Raw genomic sequence first — 17,333 nt, 5'->3', positions numbered from 1 at the left:
AACAACGAAACAGGCAAAAGAGTGGCCGAAGGTCGGGGAGATTTTTGAGAATGGAGATTACTCAATACCCGTCCCACGCATTAGTTGAGCAAGTATAATGGCTGCTTTTTGATGCGCTGGAATATCGACTCGGCGGAGTTGTATATAAAACGCGACTAATTCAGGCAAAGGCAGAGGCAAATAACGCCGCAGGGTTGCAAGAGTAATAGGATTGCGAGCTAGCTGAACAGCTAAAGCTTGATTTCGCTGCCAAAGAGCCGACTGCTCTGGAAGTTGGGGCAACTCGCTCCAAGAAATAGTCTTAAGCAACCCATTTTTTCGATTGACCACAAAGCCTGGTGCTCCTGTGAACATGGACCATTGATCCTGAGACAATTCAAATTTGTACTGTACTTGGTAATCAAAGTAGTAGCAGTGCACATACTGAACAGGCGCACCCAAAACATACTTATAGTCATCTGGGGCCTGCAAATTTTGGTTTATATGCTCTACGTGTGCCTGGGCCAACGCAATAGCTTTATTGAGATTTATATAAGATAATATTTCAAGAATATGCTTGCCCATTTAAGAGTCTATTTTTTTAGCATAAAGCCATAAATAGGTAGCAAGATAATATTGCCAGAACCTAGTCAAGGCCAAAGGTGGTACTACAGGGTCGAGTAACAATATTTTTTATTACTAGTCTTGTTACGATTTCTGCCTTTCTCAACGATATAAATTGAAGCTTGATAGCCGCGATACTGAATATGAAACTGCTGAAGCTCGTTGATTCCATTCTTATTGCTGGTCCGCAATAGCAGGGATTTGAGTACACTCAAAATTATAGCTAGCGTCTGGTCTGGGATTCTTTTCTGAGGGAAGATATCATACTAGAAGGCAGGCAGAAAGTTGCTATGTGTTTAAATGCATAAGGTGCATTGTTATAATTTTTTTCAGTGTCTATAATAACTAGCAATAATTGTATTATAAAGAATAACTATGTATTACAATCGTAGTTTAAGCTTTGATTTTTAGATTTTAAAAACAATAAAGTATCACCAGATACTGTGTTCTTTAATATTACACTGTCGCTAGATAGTAGTATTATTCTTTTGAAAAATCCTTGTATGTAAATAGTATCATTATGTTTGAGAAACCAAGTATTTGGATAAACAGCATCACCTGTATGCCATTTGCATCTTTTATGATACCTGTTATAAAAGTACAATTGTAATGTTCCTTTTTTATGCAGCGCATATGAACCATACAAATACTTTTTTCCTCTATGATATTTGTATACATCCCAAAATTTATAATTTCCATTAGTTAATTTGTATTCACTAGTTTTGTTTTTGCAACCAAATAACAAAAAGAATAGCAAGTAATATATTATATTTATTGTGAATATTGGGTTACTATTCATGTCTTGTTTTTTATAGTTTAACATTTGTTAAATAAATATAGTGTATGTATGATGAATGATTATGGTGGTGTTATTATTGTGTAATATAACATTTATATAAATATATACTTCGTTATTATTAAAATAAATGTTATGTCCGACGTGTCATTGGTGTCATATGTATTATTAACATGGTTCAAAATATTTTGTCCTAAAGATCCCGCAATATCCAGCTGAAATCTTGTAGTAGGAGACCGAAACGTTTCATCTAGGTAGTAAAATCATGGTGCCTTTTTATGTATGGAAACGGAGTAAGCATCGTTCAATCTACCATCGGTTGCAGCTATAAAGCTGACCAAGCCGGCGGGAATGTTCGCCACGTTTGCCGGCTCCTGGCGTTTTGAAGAGCTAAGCGCTGGCACTACCAAGGCAGCTTTTACCTATGCCTTTGCGCTGAGACAGCCTTTGCAGCTGTTTTCCGCTCTAGAGAAATACATCCTGGCGCATAATGTACGTGGCTGCTTGCGCGACCTAAAGGCCACACTGGAGCAGCAATTGTAGTAACTTGGTTTGCCTTGATATAGGAACCTGAAAGTCGAGGAGGTTTGAGAGGATATGTTCTTAATCAAAGTTGACTAATTGTAATTAATGAACTGTGAATAACACTGCTGTATAGTAGTGCCATTGGCCCTTTTGGCCTAGGCATAGCCGGTTGACCAAAATCTAAAATAGGAGCCAATGCCAGAGCAAAGGCAAAGAGAAACTTCATGTGCGATAGTCTACTCAGCTACGAGCGGCGTATGAAGGCTATTCACTTTTGAACTCGCCAATGTGCCAGAGCACGCCGGCGGGGTCGTGCACGAAGCCTTCTTTACCCCAGTCCTCGTGCCGGATGGGCAACACCCGCACCCCGGCGTAGCGGCCGGGCAAATCCAGCGCCGTAAGCTCAGCCCAGTATTTCTCCACGTCTTCCACTTCCAGAAACAGCATGGTGTTGTCTACCCATTCGGGCACGTAATAATTCTGCAGGTAAAAGCTTACGCCCTCGCGGGAAAAGAGAGACATGGCCGGCGACAGCACCGTTTCAACGAATCCCCAGGCTTGGTAAAAGCTGCGCGAAACGGCAAAATCTTTGGCGCCAATGAAAGGACGGAGGGAGCGGATTTGAGGGGTCATCACGTTCGGAAGGAAGTAGAGCGGATTGCCTGAAAGATGTTCGGCGGAGAAAGATAGAGCACTACGTGTGAAAAATTGGCTGCGGTTGAGCTTGCATTGCACTGGTTCCTGCGTACTTGCTGTCTCTATCCAACTACATACTTTCTAGATGCCCTACCAACCAAACCCCTCCCGCTATTCCTCCATGCTCTACCGGCGCTGCGGCCGGAGTGGCCTTAAGCTGCCAGCCGTGTCCCTAGGCCTCTGGCACAACTTTGGCGACGTGGATGTGCTCAGTAACTTTCGCGCCATTTTGCACCGGGCCTTCGACAGCGGCGTGACGCACTTCGATTTGGCCAACAACTACGGTCCGCCGCCCGGCTCTGCCGAAACCAACTTCGGCCGCATCCTGAAGGAAGATTTCTACGGCTACCGCGACGAGCTGATTATCTCCACCAAAGCCGGCTACCACATGTGGGAGGGGCCCTACGGCGAATGGGGCTCCCGCAAATACCTCCTCTCCAGCCTCGACCAGAGCCTCAAGCGCATGAAGCTGGACTACGTGGACATCTTCTACTCGCACCGTCCCGACCCGGACACACCCCTGGAAGAAACCATGGGCGCCCTCGACCACGTCGTGCGCCAGGGCAAAGCGCTGTACGTTGGCATCAGCAACTACCAGCCCGAAGAAGCCGCCCGCGCCATGCAGATTCTGCAGGAGCTAGGCACGCCTTGCCTGATTCACCAGCCCAAATACTCCATGTTTGAGCGCTGGGTAGAAGGTGGCCTATTCGACCTGCTAGGCCAGGAAGGCGTAGGCTGCATTCCGTTCTCGCCCCTGGCCCAGGGCCTGCTCACTGACAAATACCTGCACGGCATTCCTGACGACTCACGGGTGGCGAAAGGCGTCGGCTTCCTCACCGAAAACCAGCTTACTCCGGAGCGCCTAGGCCAGATTCAGCAGCTGAATACGCTGGCTCAGGAGCGTGGCCAGAGCCTCGCCCAAATGGCGCTTTCCTGGATTCTGCGCGATGAGCGGGTAACGTCAGTGCTTATCGGAGCCAGCAAGCCCGATCAACTCACGGACTCGCTGCGCTGCTTGGAAAACATTCAATTTAGCGAAGAGGAGCTGAGTCGCATTGAGCAGATTCTAGGCTCATAAGAGGGGATTTCACTGAAGTAAACCACCCCACCACTAGCAAATGCGCTAGTGGCGGGGTGGTTTAGTGTTTACCAGGGCAATACGGCCGTGGCGGAAGAGCTTGTGCCGGTAGGACCATCCGGGGGTAGCAAGGCTAGCCGGATGGCCTCCGCGGCTCCTTGGTCGGGGGTGTCGGTGCCGGCAAAGCCGTTTAGGTCGGTGGCCGTGTAGCCGGGGTTGGCCGAGTTTACTGCGATGGTCGTGTCGCGTAGTTCGTAGGCCAGTTGCACGGTGAGCATGTTCAGGGCCGCTTTCGAGGCCGAATACCCCAGTAGGCCCCAGTCGTTTTGCCTGCTGAGGGTGAGGGAGCCCAGCGGACTGGATACGTTGACAATGCGCCCCGCCGCGGCCTGCCGCAGCAGCGGCAAAAAGGTTTGAGCAACTGCCAGCGTGCCCACAAAATTGGTCTGCATGACTTGCGCTACGCTCCGAACATCTGCCAGGCTCGCGTGGCCATCACCCGGTACGTTGATACCTGCGTTGTTCACCAGAATATCGAGGTGGCCTACCTCGCGCTGCAGGTGGGCCGCGGCAGCCGTCAGCGTTTCTGGGCTGTTCAGATCTAGCTCAATTACCTGTACGTCGCCTTCTGCCGCTAGCTCCGCGGCGGCTTGCTGACCTTTTGCTACCTCGCGGGCGCCTAGGTAAACCCGGCAGCCTGCCCGTAGTAGCCCGCGTACAATGGCCAAGCCGATACCTTTATTGCCGCCGGAAACCAGCGCAATTTTCTTGTTTCCCATATTGCCTGTTCGTGTTTGCTCCGCACCAGAGAGGTGAATGAATACCTCGCAAAGGTGCGGCCGACAGGCCTAGGGTAAACTTCGCCAATCAAGCCAATTGCTTTAGATTTCAAACACGGCTGCGCTGCGGAAGTCTCTCGGCGTTTGGGCAGTGTAGCGCTTGAAAAATGTGCAGAAATGCGCCACATCGGCAAAGCCCAAGCTATCGGCAACTTCCGAGATGCTCCAGCTCGTTTGCCGCAGCAACAGCTTGCCTCCTGCAGCAGGCGCTGGCTAATGAGAGTGGTAGTGGTGTGGCCGGTGGTTTCCTTCAGCACCCGGTTGAGGTGGTTGACGTGCACGGCCAGTTGGTCGGCGTAGTCGGCGGCGGTGCGCAGGCGCAACGGGGGCTGCGGACTCTGGCGCGGAAACTGTTGGGCCAGCAGGTCGGCGAACTGAGTGGCTACCCGTTCGGCGGCGCTGTGCGTGGCCAGTCGGGCCGGGGCAGGTTGCAGTTTCTGCACCAGATGAATCAGCTCCCACACGTAGGTGCGTAACAGGTCGTGCTTGTAGGCGTAGCCCGAGATAAGCTCGTGCTGCATCTTCTGAAAAATAGCTTCCACTGCTGAGCATTCGGCCTCGGTGGCTTCCCACACCGGGTAAGCCTCGGGCTGAAATATGGGGAGTTCCGCTACGGTTAAACCAGAGCGGGCGGGAAGCAGAAAGGCGTCGTCGAAAAGGCAGCAGTACCCCTCAGGCGTTTCCGTGGGCAGCCACCGGTAGGGCACGCGCGGCGTCACGAGAAACAAGGTGTTACGGGCGCTGTGCGTGGCGCGGTCGGCGTATTCTACCTAGCTGCGGCTGCGACAGAGCACAATTTTGTGGTAGGACCGTCGGGTAAAGGGCATGGGCGGCGCCTGGCGCAGGTCGGCCAGCGGAAACACGTTGAAATGCCCGACTCCCTGCGCCATGTCCGGCGGTGGTAAAATGCTGGCTCCCGTTTCCGGAGTGGGGGCGCAGGCGGCGTAAAAGGCGGCGAGGGAGGTTGGCTTCATACAACTACGGGTTGGCCCCAAAACAACATCATTTAGCTTATTGTGTTGGTGCTGGCTCTACTTGATACCTGTGCTTGTAGGAATTGCGCTCAGAATGCGCTCTAGCCCTATCACCTGCTAAATTGCCTCGCTTTCGCACGAACCTTCATTCTTGATCATGCACGTATTGTCCTTTCTTCCGTCTTTGCACCAAACGGCGGCATCCCTGACCGAGTACTGGTCACCACGAGTAGTGGCTGAATTTGAAGACTCCTATGTGAAAGTTGCCAAAATTCAGGGCTCACTGGCCTGGCACAGTCACGACCAGGAAGATGAAGTCTTTTTTGTTCTGAAGGGCCACTTGCGCATCGAACTTGAACACGGGGCCGTCGAGTTGCCAGAAGGGGCCTTGTACGTTGTGCCGAAGGGCGTCCGTCATAACCCGGTGGCCGAGCAAGAATGCCACATCATGCTAATAGAAAAAAAGTCAACCTTGCACACTGGTAATGAGGTGACCGATAAAACCCGTTCCCTGGCAGATCAGCTACGGCCATTAGACGGCGGGAGCCTTTAATATACTAACCGTTAGGGCCCGCTAGGCCTGTCCATAAGGCCCTCTACATTTAGGCGTAATCTGACAAATAAGTTACTCGAGGCCCTAAGCTTTGCCTACTCTTGGCTACTTACCGAAGAGAGGGAAGCGACTTAAGTAAGCATTAGAAACAGCTAGGCCAGTTGAATACCAAACATTGGTGTTCAACTGGCCTAGCTGTTTATTTATCAGTCATTCAGAGCAAAGCACCGAACGACGATTTGCTACTTACTCAAACGAGCCTAACGACTCCACGTGGGCTTTGCTGCCATCCGTTACCCAAGAATCTAGCTGGGCGGGGTCCTTCATCTGCTGACCGCGGCTGCGGGGCACTACCACGTAACCGCACTGCACGTCCGGCAGGGCCGACATGTCGCTCCAGAGCTTCTCGATCTGCGCCACGGGGTAAATATCCTCCTGCCCGTGGCCCCAGCGGTACTTCACATCTTTGATGGTAACATAGGTGGGGATGCGCTGGGCCACGCTGCGCACGGCGCGGGCCAGTTGGGCTTCGTCGCCGGTTTGCAGGTCTTGGCGGGTGAGGCCGAACAGCGCCAGCAGCGGGTCTACTTGGATCCAGGTGGTCATGGAGTTGTAGTAGCTCAGCGCCAGCTCATCTTCCTCGTGGGGTTGGGCCAGGCCTTCTAACAGGCGCACGTGCCCGTTCACGCGGGCCAGTCCGCCGCCGCGGTCCTCGATGCGGCGCGGAATCACCTCAAAGGTGAGCACGTTGCGCGAGGCCAGGTGGTAGCCCAGGGCCGCCGCGTGCACATCAGCACCCAGTGTGTCGATGTTGTGGAGCATGAGGGTTTCCACCTGCGGGTTCTCGCGCAGCAGTTGGGCCAGCGTGCCGTTGCGCAGTAGGTTTGATACCTCGTACCAGTGGCCTAGGGGCGAGAAGCGTTGGGCCGCAATGTTGTCAACGTAGTCGGTGCCTTCGCCCTTGCCTTTGGCCCAGTTGATCATGCTGCCGCGCACGGCGTCGCGCACTTTCTGCTTGTTCTCGTCGAGGGTTTCCTGGGGCATTTCCTCCCACATAAAGCGCAAATCGCGCTCAGTAGGCACGAAACGCTGCCCAATGCTGCGGCCCTCTGAGAGGTACACCGGCCCCGAGTACCCGAAGTTGCCGGTGGCGGCCAGCTGTTTGCGGATAGGCTCGTGGGTGAGGTAGCTGGTGGCCACCACGTGCGGAATAGTAGAGCTGTAGTGCTGGGCTACGCGGCGCGTTTTGGCCAAGTGAATCTCCAGGAAGCTGCGGTGGCGGCCATTGAACTCCACGAAGGGGTTCAGGGCCTTAATTACGCCCGCGCCTTTAGTCCAGCGGCTACCCACACCGGCCGCAAGGCTCAGCACGGCAACCTTGCCGCCCCGAATAGCTTCTTCGCCGGTGGCTTCATACTGGCCTAGCGTCTCAAACGGCACCACGTCGGCGGTTTGCACATCCTCGATGGTGGTGTCTTCGGAAAGGCGGTTGCGCGAGAGGCCGATGCGGCCTTTCTGCAGCTCCTCCCGAATGTCTTCGTGCTGAATGTAGTCGAAGCCGTTTTCCTGCTTGATGCGCTCGGCCTTTTCGTTTTCCACGCTGCGGTTACCCTGGGCCGTGGGGTCGGAGACCTTGAATAGGTTGCTGACGATGGTGCGCAGCAGGGGGTAAGCCAGGTTGTTTTGCTCGCAGTGAGTCGTGAAGAAGTCGATTTCGGCACGCCGGATGTAGGAAATTGACTCGGGCTCCTGTTTCACCAGCTGCGACACGTGGATGGCGTAGTACTGTTCCGGCATCAGCGCCTCGGCGCCCTGGTGCAGACTGCCCCACGAACCGCGCTTATTAATGCTCCAGTTGTACACCACCGGCTCCATGGCAAACGGCAGGGAGGCCGACAGCTCCTGCTTGGTCTGGCGGAGCAGCTCCAGCACCCGCCGCTTGTAGTCCTCGTACTTGTCGGGGTTCACGAACATGCCCATGCCGCCGCCCGACATGCCGCCCAGCATCAGGAAACCGTAATAATCGGCCCCGAACTCCTTCTTCGCCTTGGCAATCAGCTGCTCGGTGAAGTAGGTAGTGGCCCAGGGAATAATGGTTTTGATGGGCCCCTCGAAGTTGCGGGCCGTGTTGGCGCCCAGCTTCTTGATATCGCCCTCCCGGATGGCGGCCAGGATGTTGTCGAATACCTCGTTGGTTTGCTGGCGAGCGGCAGTTTCCTGCTCGCCGCGAAGCAAGTACTTTTCGGTCACCATCTCCAGGATGGGGCCCACGTTGGAGGCCATGCCGCCGTGCATGAGCACTAACGACTTCATGATGCGCTCCTCCATTTCAGGGTGCACCTCCTCGCCCTCCAGCACCCGGTGGCGGGGCAGCAAGGTGCCGCGGCTGATGTCGTACTCGGGGTCGCCGGGCTGGGCAAACGTGCCCTGAATGGCCTTGATGCCGGGCCACACGCCGCCCGAATCCTGCCAGCCACCGCCCGAGCCGCCAATCCACTCGCCCAGAATAGCGCGCGAGGCCACCAGGCGCCGCTCACTTTCCTGTAGGCCACCCGTCAGCTGCTGAGTCTGGCCGGTGGCGCGCATCAGCAGGCTGATGATGGAGCCAAGCAGGTTGGTTGACACCGCAAAGCGCGAGCCTTTCGGAATGTCGTTTACCTTGGTTACCAGCTCAATACCCATGCCCGGCGCCACAATGCGGGCCAGAATGTCGGGCAGGCTCTGATTGGTGCCTTCGAAGGAAGGCGGAATCAGGCCGGAGGCAATTACGCCGGCCTTCACCAGGCTCAGGTAGTCGTTGCCGAAGTTGAACAGGTCGGCCAGGTCGTGCACGTCCTTGGTGGTGTTCAGGTCGATGCTGGTGAGGCGCAGCACCGGGTCCGGAATCACGCGCACGTAGGCGTGCAGGGGCGGCAGAATGTCTTTGTCGCGCCCAAACACGCCCAAGTCGATGGAGAGGTTCACCACGCGGGCGCCCTCGGGGTAGTCCATCCCCAGGAAGAAGATATCCGACCAGCCGCTGTGCGTGAGGTCCATGCGCACGGACGTGCTCTCGTGTAGGACGGGGTAGAACAGGCTGCCTTCCTGGCGCTGCAAGAGCTGGGGGTGAATGCGGATGGGGTGCTCTTCCTGATGGCCTACGCGGAACATCCACTGGTTGCCTTTGCTGGAGCGCACGCTCTTGCGCACCTGGTCGGCCAGAATCTGGAAGGAGAGGTGGTGGTAGCTTTCGGCCAGGGCGCTGAACAGCGTGGCGTTGGGCCCGTGCGCGTCAAGCTCCTTTAAGAAGGTGCTGATGGCGTGCTCAAACCGGCGGCCCAGCAGGTCCTCAAAACCCGCGTACGGGATATTACCCACGGGCGCAATTTCGGGTGACTCCTGCAGGAAAAACCGGAAGCCGGCGTACAGAAACAGAATGGCCCGCACCTTGTCGTAGAGGTTGGGCGTGGCCTTCCGGAACTCATCCAGCTCCCGCAGGTGCTGCAGCAACGTCCGCGCCGACAACCCACGGCTCAGGTCGTAGAACGACCGGTTCCGCACGGCAGGGTCCGTGGAGGTAATGGTATCTATGAATGCATTCATGCAGATGCGTGATTTAATAGGGCGTTGGCCTATGGGCGAGTGGCCTAAAACGACTAAAAAAGGTCGTCATGTCGAGCTGGTCGAGACATCTCGCGTGCTGATGTCTGATTAATATAGCAACGTCAGCACGCGAGATGTCTCGACCAGCTCGACATGACGTTCTGGAGTGTTATTCCAGCCTACCTCCGCTGTCTAGCCTAGCTGTGGCTTGCGGGCGTTGGCTTCGGCCAGCAGTTCTACAAGCGTGGTGAGCGTTTCGTCGTGGGCTTCGCCGGCTAGGCCCAGCGCAATTTGGGCCCGGAGCAGGCCTTGCTTACGGCTGAGGTCGTAGCGGCTGCCGCGTACTTCCAGGGCCAAGTATTTATCAGAAGCGGCTAGCTCCTGCAGGGCGGGCGTGAGCAGCACGTTGGCTTCACCCTGGGCCACCTGCGACTCCAGAATGGTGAAGATGGAAGGCGTGAGCACGTGCATCCCGAAGAAGCACAGGTAGTAGCCAGCGCGTAGGCCAGAGGTCTGCAGTTCCAGCTCGGCCAGGCTCAGGGAAGGCTTCTCGATGATCTTATCAATCTGGTAGATGCCCACCTGGCCTGCTACGTGCTTGCCGGTAACGGTACCGTAGCGGCTTACCTGGTGCTCAATTGTGGGGTTTACGGCCGACACAGCGCATCCTTCCTGGGCTGCCAGCTCCAACAGTTGGGCAGCGCAGCGCTGCTGCGGCAGGTCCGAAACGTAGAGGTAGTCGCCCAGCATGAGCAGGAACGGCTCGCCGTTTACGAACTCCCGGGCGCAGTACACGGCGTGGCCGTAGCCGCGGGGCTCCTGTTGCTCGGCAAATTGCGTGCGGCTGAGCAGGTGGTCGATTTTCTCGGCTTCTTGCTTGGCCCAGTCAATGCCTTGGTACGACTTCAGCAGGTTGTCGCGCAGGGAATGGAAGGCGGCCAGGTACCGTTCGCCGTCGCCGGGGGCGCACACAATGCACAGCTCCTCAATACCGCTGCTGAACGCTTCCTCGGCAATAATTTGAATCACTGGCTTGTGCAGGCCATCCACATCCACCACGGGCAGCATAGATTTCTGAATGGTATCAGCTACTGGGTAAAGCCGCACCCCGCGGGCCGCCGCCGTAATTACGGCCTTTTTAATCTTCATCATAAGGTGTTTGTAGTCAAGCGTAAGTGGCCTAGCGAACCAGTAAAACGCGTGTTTAAAGCGCTGATTAGCTCGGCCAGTTCCTGTCCAGAAAGGAATGGTTTCACTGATGGGAAGTGCACAAAGAAACACGGAAAATGGAAGTGAAACCTAAGGGTACAGCATCTTATTATGGGGTAGTAGCCCAACCGTATAACGCAAAGAACGAGCGAGTTGCTACCGGTATCGATACCGGTAGCAACTCGCTCGTGGGTCCATCCTGCCGTACTATTGACTAAAGCCTAGGCCACTAGTACGGCACCTGCTGCAGCCACTCCACGGCTCGGTTCACCTCGGCATCCTGACCCTGAGCTAAGGTGGATACAGTAGGCTGCACCACAACATCGGGGGCTAGACCAGTGCCCTGGTATGTACCACTGCGGCTCACCACGCGGCGGCCGGTCCAGCTGAGTTGGTAGGCCCGGCCGATGGCAGCAAAATTCATTTCGCCGTTGGTGCCGCCGGTGGTCTGGCCGAGTAGTATGCCCAGGCGGTGCCGCCGTACCAGCTCAGCCACCGTTTCGCCGTAACTGTAAGTGTGAGGGCCCGTCAGGAACACCTTAGAGGCTGGAAGGAAGGGAAGCTGAGCAGGTAAGGGCCGAGACGTTGACCCTACTAGCTGTGCTTGCTGAAAGTCAGGCTGGCGCAGCAGCGGCGTAGCCGTACTGTCGGGCAAAAGGGCGGTCGGCGAAAAATGCGGCAGCACCCGCAGTAGGTCGTAGGAAGGGCGCTGGCGCAGGTCAATGATCAGGCCCCGCGCGGTTTGTAACTGCGGAAGGGCTCGTTGAAAATCAGAGTAGCGCAGGCGGGCGGCATCCAACAGATAGAAGCCCGGCGCCACCTCCCTCACCGCTGCCGGCTGGTGGCGCATGTTGCCCCGTAGCTCCCGGAAAGCCAGGACCTGCTCAAGCTCCCGGCCCTGCGTGTTGCGAAACGTTAACCGGGCCGAAGGCCCCACCGCCGCCAGATGCGTCAGCAACGACTCCGCGGCCAATTGGCGGGCAACTGGCGCAGAGGTTGCCGGAATAATTGCCTGTAACTGCTGAAGCAGTGCGGCCACTGGCTGACCGTTTACCTGCGTGAGCACCATGCCCAGCTGCAACTGCTGAAGGCTCTGGGGTACCTGTTGCACCATCACTTGCTCGTCTACTAAACGGAGCTGGAGACCCCAGGGCGGCGACACGATGCGCAACCCCGTGCGCGTTTTAGGGCTGATGCCTACGTGGCGGTCGGGCAGCCGGGCCAGCATGGTGCGGCAGGCAGTAAGCAGCTCGGTGTCTGTGGTGGCGCGGGCCGCGGCCTGCAGAGCCAGGGGCAGGGTCTCCGTCCATCGGGCACTGTCCAGCACGGCTCGGTAGGGGTAAAAATGCTGCACAATATTCCAGCTGAGCAGTACCGTGGTCAGGCGCTGGGCTGAGGTGGCGGCGTTTAACCGGTGCACCGAGCGGCCGCGTTGCCGGGGCAGTCGTTGTTGATACTGGGCCTGCGTGAGCAGCAGAGGAAACGTGAGGTGGAGACTATCCAGCAAACGAACCGTATACTGCGGCTGACCTTGGAAGAGCTTAACCGCTTCCGGCACTGGTGCTGACTTAATAGCGCTGGAATACGAAAGACCGCCCAGTTTAAACATAGCCCGCACTACCGGTAGCCCCTTTTTGTCAAGCGCTAACCCGTGATGTTCCCAGTAGTAGTAAGGGCCGGCCTCCGTATGCGCTAGGCCAGTATTAGGCACGGAGGACTGGCCTAGCGCAACGCGGGCTGCGGGGGCCAGGGGGTGAAAGAGGCTATCAAGGGTTACCGCTAAGGCGGCGTCGGTACGTGCCCGCCTAACTGCCGGAATGCTCCGTACGAGAACCGTTTCCCAGCTAACCTGGGCCGTGTGGCGGTTTGGGTAGAAGTACTTGATGGCTCCGGCAACCTGGCCTAGAGCCGTGAGGTTGCGGGTTTCGCGCGGCGTAAGCGTATCTGGCGCAGCCGGTGCCAACACCACCGATGTGAGAAGGAAAGCAGATAAAAGCACAAGCAATAAAAGGAGAGTAAGCTAGCAGTAGGAGCCAAGCGCAAGCCGGTTCGTTGCATAATACACCCGCGGCCAGGCTCGTGTAGCGAGTGGCCTAGAGCTTAAGTTCCTGACCCTGAATGGCGGCTGCCATAAGCTGCGGGAACTGTCCCGGCGTGCAGGCAAAGCTTGGGATGCCTAGGGCGGCAAATTTCTCGGCTACACGTCGGTCGAAGCTCGGGGCGCCGTCGTCGGCGAGGGCCAACAGGGCTACCACGGTTACGCCAGCGGCTTTCAGAGCGGCGGCCCGTCGGATCATCTCCCGCTCATTACCACCCTCGTATAAGTCGCTGATGAGCACCAGAATGGTATCGGTAGGACGGGTGATGAGCTGCTGACAGTAGGTGAGAGCCAGGTTGATATCGGTGCCTCCGCCGAGCTGCACCCCAAACAGCAAATCCACGGGGTCTTGCAGATTCTCTGAGAGGTTAGCTACGGCCGTGTCAAACACCACCATGTGCGTTTTCACGGCTTTGATGGACGCCAATACAGCCCCGAATACGCCCGCGTACACCACCGAAGAGGCCATTGAACCGCTCTGGTCTACGCAGAGCACAATTTCCTTAAGCGCCTGCCCGCGCCGCCCGTAGCCAATAAGTTTTTCGGGCACCACCGTTTTGTACTGCGGCTGGTAGTGCTTGAGGTTAGCCCGAATAGTGGCCGCCCAGTTGATTTCGGCGTAGCGAGGTCGGGGGTTACGCACCGCCCGGCTTAAGGCCCCTTGCACAGCTTGGCGTAATGGGTTGGCCAGTTTTTGCTCTAGCTCGTGCACCACCTTGCCCACCACCTCGTGGGCCGTGTGCTTCACCTTCTGCGGCATCACCCGGCTCAGCGACATAAGGGTGCCCACCAAGTGCACATCGGGCTGCACGGTGCGCATGATTTCGGGCTCCAGCAGCAGCTGGTGCAGGCCTAGCCGATCCATGGCGTCTTGCTGCATTACGGCTACCACCGAAGACGGAAAATAGGTCCGGATGTCACCCAGCCAGCGGCTGACTTTGGGCGCAGAGCCGCCTAGGCCAGCTTTCCGCTCACCTTCGTGGCCGTCGTAGAGCTGGGTTAGCACTTCATCCATGCGCCCGTAGTCCGCCGACATAGGGATTTCATTGGCCGCATCAGCGGGCGAGCCTAAAACCAGTTTCCAGCGGGCAGCAGAGGAGGAAGACACAAGCAGAAGGGTAGAAGGTTAAACCGAAAGCTACGTTAATCACAATCAATATGGAGCCGGTGCTGCCCGCAGTGGCGACACTGAAACAGGTACCCGGTCAAGCTCCCATCCGCTGAGAGGCTCCGGAGCAAAAAAACCTCATTGGGCCAGTCCTGCAGATCGGGGCGTAGTTCTGGGAGAAATGGGCGAATATCGTCGCCGCCCACGTAGCCCAGGAACATGCACAGGTCCTGGCAATGCGTCAGCCAAACGCCCTGCTGCCAAGAGTTGTAGCCGGGTGAGCGAGAAACCACTTCCTCCAAGGAGGCAGGGTTGAGGGGTGCCGACGCTTCCGCCGGATCAGGCGAGTGGCCTTCCACCGAGGCCCAATCCTGAAACTCGGCGTCCCATTTCGCGGCTGCGCTGCCATCGGCGATGCACCACGGGCACAGGTCATCCACATCGGCCTCGCAATATATGGGACCAGTATAGCTGTAGGCGCGCGGTTGGTGGCAGCACTCACAGACGATATCTTTTTGCTCGAAGAGGCCTAGGGCGTAAGCGTTGGGGTTGAATGTAAAGTGCGGTAACGGACTGCTGACGGACATAGGCAGTAGAAGTAGCAACGCAAAATAGACCTTGGGCTGCCAATATACAGGCGGTGTTTGCCCTGCAACCACTTCAAAACGTTTGAGCAGAGCAAGGAGGGCTTAAAATAACGAGGCGCGGATGGTTCCAACCAAATAGTAGTTGCGCACAAAGAGACGCTTTCTGCGCACTGGGTGCGGTGAGTTATGCTGAAAAGTGGGTATCCCTCGCTACCTTCCGCCCACTCCACTACCTCTCCACTGCATGAAGAAACTCTACTCTTTACTGGTTGGCTCTCTGTTGGTCAGTTCGCATCTGGTTTCGGCCCAAAGCCTGGCTGAGAAAACGAAAGGAATGCAGAAGTTCTCGGGCTTCTTTCCATTTTACTGGGACGAAAAAGGGGGGCGCATTCTGCTCGAAATCGACAAGCTAGACCAGGAAATTCTGTACGTCAGCACGCTGCCCAACGGCGTAGGCTCCAACGACCTGGGGCTTGACCGGGGCCAGATTGGGCAAACTCGCATTGTGAAGTTCGTGAAGAGCGGGCCCAAGATTCTGCTGCTGCAACCCAACTACGACTTCCGGGCCGTGAGCCAGAATGCCGAGGAGCGGCAGTCGGTTGAAAATTCCTTTGCCCAATCGGTGCTCTGGGGCTTTAAGGCCGAAGCCCAGGAGGGAGGCAAGGTGCTGGTTGACCTGACGCCTTTTCTGCTGCGCGACTCCCACCAGCTCGGCGATAAGCTCGACGACCTCAAGCAGGGCTCTTACAAGGCCGAGGAAAGTCGCTCCGCCGTGTTTCTGCCCAACACCAAAGCATTTCCGCTTAACTCAGAGTTTGAGGCCGTGGTAACGCTTACGGGCAAAGCCAAAGGCCGCGAAATCAGCTCGGTAACGCCCGACCCCACGGCCGTGACGGTGCACATGCACCACTCGTTTATTCAACTGCCCGATAATAACTATCAGCCTCGTGCCTTCGATCCGCGAGCGGGCTACTTCGCCAACGAGTACATGGACTATGCCGCCGCCATTGATCAGCCCATTGTGAAGCGGCAGATTGTGCGGCACCGCTTGCAAAAAAAAGACCCCTCGGCCGCCGTAAGTGAGGCGAAGGAACCCATTGTGTACTACCTCGACCGTGGCACGCCCGAGCCCGTACGCTCGGCGCTGCTCGAAGGGGCCGCGTGGTGGAACCAGGCCTTTGAGGCGGCCGGGTATCGCAACGCCTTTCAGGTGAAGATGCTGCCCGAAGGCGTTGATCCTATGGACATCCGCTATAACCTGATTCAGTGGATTCACCGCTCCACCCGCGGCTGGTCGTACGGCGCTTCTATCACCGACCCGCGCACCGGCGAAATCATCAAGGGGCAGGTGTCGTTGGGCTCGTTGCGGGAGCGGCAGGATTACCTGATTGCTGAAGGCCTGCTGCAGCCCTATGAAGAAGGCAAGCCCACCAGCCCCGAGATGCTGCGCGTGAGCATGGCCCGCCTGCGCCAGCTGGCCGCCCACGAGGTAGGCCACACGCTAGGCCTGTACCACAATTACGCCGCCAGCACCAAAGAACGGTCGTCGGTGATGGATTACCCGGTGCCCCGCATCAAGCTGCGCCCCGATGGCACCGTGGACCTGAGCGAGGCGTACACCACCGAAATTGGCACCTGGGATAAGCGCGCCATCTTGTATGGCTACAAGGATTTTGGTTCGCAAGCCAACGAGGCGGCCGGCCTCAACGCCATCATCGCCCAGACGCTCAAGGATGGCTACCTGTTTATGGCCGACGCCGATGCGCGGGCCCAGGGCAGCGCCCACCCGCTGGCTCACCTCTGGGACGATGGCACCAGCGCCGCCGATGCGCTGAACCACGTGATGGACGTGCGCAGGGTCGTGCTAGACCGCTTCTCCGAAAAAGCTATTGCGCCCAATCAGCCCATGGCCACCATCGAAGAGGTGCTGGTACCCATGTACCTGCTGCAGCGCTATCAGGTAGAAGCGGCCTCTAAGGTGTTGGGTGGCCTCTACTACACGTACGCCGTGAAGGGCGACGGCCAAACTGTAACGCGCTTGGTAGAGCCCGCCGAGCAGTGGAAGGCCTTCGACGCGCTGATGCGCACGATTTCGCCCCGCGAGTTGGCGTTGTCGGAAGAGCTGCTGGCCAAGATTCCGCCGCGGCCCGTGAACTACCCGCGCACCCGCGAAACCTTTACTGCCCGCACCGGCCTTACGTTCGACCCCACCGGCGCGGCCGAATCGGCCGCGGCAACAACGTTGGAGTTTCTGCTCAATCCTCAGCGGGCCGCCCGCCTGGAGGAATACCACGCCCGCCACAACGACCAACCGGGCCTAGCCGCCGTGCTCGACCGACTGGTAAAGCAAACCTGGCAGGCCAAGCCCGAAGCTGGCTATGCCGGCGAGCTGCAGCGCTTAGTGAACACGCTCACCCTGCAAAAGCTGTTGGCCCTGGCCGCCGCTCCGCAAGCGCCCGTCAATGTAAAAGCCCAGGCCACTATGAAAGTGGAAGAGCTGAAAAAGCAGCTTCAGAAAGAGCAGAAGTCGGGTAAGGATGAAGGCCGCCGGGCCACTGCCTTCGCCGCAGTGCGCATGATTGAGCAATTTGAAGCAGCTCCCGAGAAGTTCCAGGCTGCACCCGCCCTGCCCATGCCCGACGGCGCCCCGATTGGGGATGATGGGTGTGCTGGGTTTTGATAGGT

General features: G+C 56.9%; 13 protein-coding genes. 3 read left to right on the top strand and 10 right to left on the bottom strand.

Going from position 1 to position 17,333, the window contains the following annotated elements; genetic code table 11:
• Positions 1-57: 57 nt before the first annotated feature.
• Together EU556_RS22200 and EU556_RS22195 are read right to left on the bottom strand one after the other, a co-directional pair.
• On the bottom strand, positions 58-564 hold the full coding sequence (locus EU556_RS22200; protein WP_135436374.1) for a hypothetical protein: 507 nt from the start codon (positions 562-564) through the stop codon (positions 58-60).
• 1,624 nt (positions 565-2,188) lie between these two features.
• Positions 2,189-2,557, bottom strand: coding sequence for a VOC family protein (locus EU556_RS22195; protein WP_135436372.1), 369 nt, complete (start codon positions 2,555-2,557; stop codon positions 2,189-2,191).
• A gap of 148 nt (positions 2,558-2,705) precedes the next feature.
• Here EU556_RS22195 and mgrA point away from each other — a divergent pair, with 148 nt between their 5' ends.
• Positions 2,706-3,698 (top strand): L-glyceraldehyde 3-phosphate reductase, encoded by a 993-nt coding sequence (gene mgrA, locus EU556_RS22190; RefSeq protein WP_135436370.1) that lies wholly within the window; start codon positions 2,706-2,708, stop codon positions 3,696-3,698.
• 68 nt (positions 3,699-3,766) lie between these two features.
• Here mgrA and EU556_RS22185 read toward each other — a convergent pair whose 3' ends face one another.
• Genes EU556_RS22185 through EU556_RS26555 form a run of 3 tightly spaced genes read right to left on the bottom strand, consistent with a single transcriptional unit; the run spans position 3,767 to position 5,511 of the window.
• Positions 3,767-4,477 carry an SDR family NAD(P)-dependent oxidoreductase gene (locus tag EU556_RS22185; RefSeq protein WP_135436369.1) on the bottom strand — a complete coding sequence of 237 codons (711 nt, stop codon included), beginning with the start codon at positions 4,475-4,477 and terminating at the stop codon, positions 3,767-3,769.
• Positions 4,378-5,256, bottom strand: coding sequence for a hypothetical protein (locus EU556_RS26915; protein WP_449404975.1), 879 nt, complete (start codon positions 5,254-5,256; stop codon positions 4,378-4,380). The genes EU556_RS22185 and EU556_RS26915 overlap by 100 nt, the downstream gene beginning before the upstream one ends.
• A 51-nt stretch (positions 5,257-5,307) precedes the next feature.
• Positions 5,308-5,511, bottom strand: a complete 204-nt coding sequence (locus tag EU556_RS26555; RefSeq protein WP_245327829.1) for a hypothetical protein — start codon at positions 5,509-5,511, stop codon at positions 5,308-5,310.
• 157 nt (positions 5,512-5,668) lie between these two features.
• Between EU556_RS26555 and EU556_RS22175 the strand changes: the two genes are divergently transcribed.
• Positions 5,669-6,064, top strand: a complete 396-nt coding sequence (locus EU556_RS22175) for a cupin domain-containing protein (RefSeq protein ID WP_135436367.1) — start codon at positions 5,669-5,671, stop codon at positions 6,062-6,064.
• A 246-nt stretch (positions 6,065-6,310) separates the two neighbouring features.
• On the opposite strand, the gene EU556_RS22170 is transcribed toward EU556_RS22175, so the two are convergent.
• From EU556_RS22170 to EU556_RS22150, 5 genes are all read right to left on the bottom strand, one after another.
• Complete coding sequence (locus tag EU556_RS22170) at positions 6,311-9,646, bottom strand: UTP--glucose-1-phosphate uridylyltransferase (protein ID WP_135436365.1); 3,336 nt, start codon at positions 9,644-9,646, stop codon at positions 6,311-6,313.
• Positions 9,647-9,838: 192 nt separating this feature from the next.
• On the bottom strand, positions 9,839-10,798 hold the full coding sequence (locus EU556_RS22165; protein WP_245327828.1) for a UTP--glucose-1-phosphate uridylyltransferase: 960 nt from the start codon (positions 10,796-10,798) through the stop codon (positions 9,839-9,841).
• Between the two features lie 286 nt (positions 10,799-11,084).
• On the bottom strand, positions 11,085-12,854 hold the full coding sequence (locus EU556_RS22160) for a S41 family peptidase (RefSeq protein ID WP_135436363.1): 1,770 nt from the start codon (positions 12,852-12,854) through the stop codon (positions 11,085-11,087).
• A 94-nt stretch (positions 12,855-12,948) separates the two neighbouring features.
• Positions 12,949-14,061, bottom strand: coding sequence for a VWA domain-containing protein (locus EU556_RS22155; RefSeq protein WP_210116349.1), 1,113 nt, complete (start codon positions 14,059-14,061; stop codon positions 12,949-12,951).
• Between the two features lie 35 nt (positions 14,062-14,096).
• Positions 14,097-14,648, bottom strand: coding sequence for a CbrC family protein (locus tag EU556_RS22150; protein WP_135436361.1), 552 nt, complete (start codon positions 14,646-14,648; stop codon positions 14,097-14,099).
• Between the two features lie 244 nt (positions 14,649-14,892).
• On the opposite strand from EU556_RS22150, the gene EU556_RS22145 reads away from it, so the two are divergent.
• Entirely contained in the window at positions 14,893-17,328 is a 2,436-nt protein-coding gene (locus tag EU556_RS22145; RefSeq protein WP_245327827.1) for a zinc-dependent metalloprotease, read from the top strand.
• Positions 17,329-17,333 lie beyond the last annotated feature (5 nt).

Source organism: Hymenobacter fodinae (assembly GCF_004745825.1).
Taxonomy (GTDB): Bacteria; Bacteroidota; Bacteroidia; order Cytophagales; family Hymenobacteraceae; genus Hymenobacter; species Hymenobacter fodinae.
Note: the sequence above shows the minus strand (reverse complement) of the source record. Positions and strands in the feature narration are given on the sequence as shown.

What these genes read in the sequence shown, in the direction of transcription:
- EU556_RS22165 (WP_245327828.1), bottom strand. Translation starts at nt 10,798, where the DNA reads ATGATGAAGATTAAAAAGGCCGTAATTACGGCGGCGGCCCGCGGGGTG.
- EU556_RS22195 (WP_135436372.1), bottom strand. Translation starts at nt 2,557, where the DNA reads ATGACCCCTCAAATCCGCTCCCTCCGTCCTTTCATTGGCGCCAAAGAT.
- EU556_RS22145 (WP_245327827.1), top strand. Translation starts at nt 14,893, where the DNA reads ATGAAGAAACTCTACTCTTTACTGGTTGGCTCTCTGTTGGTCAGTTCG.
- EU556_RS26555 (WP_245327829.1), bottom strand. Translation starts at nt 5,511, where the DNA reads ATGAAGCCAACCTCCCTCGCCGCCTTTTACGCCGCCTGCGCCCCCACT.
- EU556_RS22185 (WP_135436369.1), bottom strand. Translation starts at nt 4,477, where the DNA reads ATGGGAAACAAGAAAATTGCGCTGGTTTCCGGCGGCAATAAAGGTATC.
- EU556_RS22200 (WP_135436374.1), bottom strand. Translation starts at nt 564, where the DNA reads ATGGGCAAGCATATTCTTGAAATATTATCTTATATAAATCTCAATAAA.
- EU556_RS22170 (WP_135436365.1), bottom strand. Translation starts at nt 9,646, where the DNA reads ATGAATGCATTCATAGATACCATTACCTCCACGGACCCTGCCGTGCGG.
- EU556_RS22175 (WP_135436367.1), top strand. Translation starts at nt 5,669, where the DNA reads ATGCACGTATTGTCCTTTCTTCCGTCTTTGCACCAAACGGCGGCATCC.
- mgrA (WP_135436370.1), top strand. Translation starts at nt 2,706, where the DNA reads ATGCCCTACCAACCAAACCCCTCCCGCTATTCCTCCATGCTCTACCGG.
- EU556_RS22150 (WP_135436361.1), bottom strand. Translation starts at nt 14,648, where the DNA reads ATGTCCGTCAGCAGTCCGTTACCGCACTTTACATTCAACCCCAACGCT.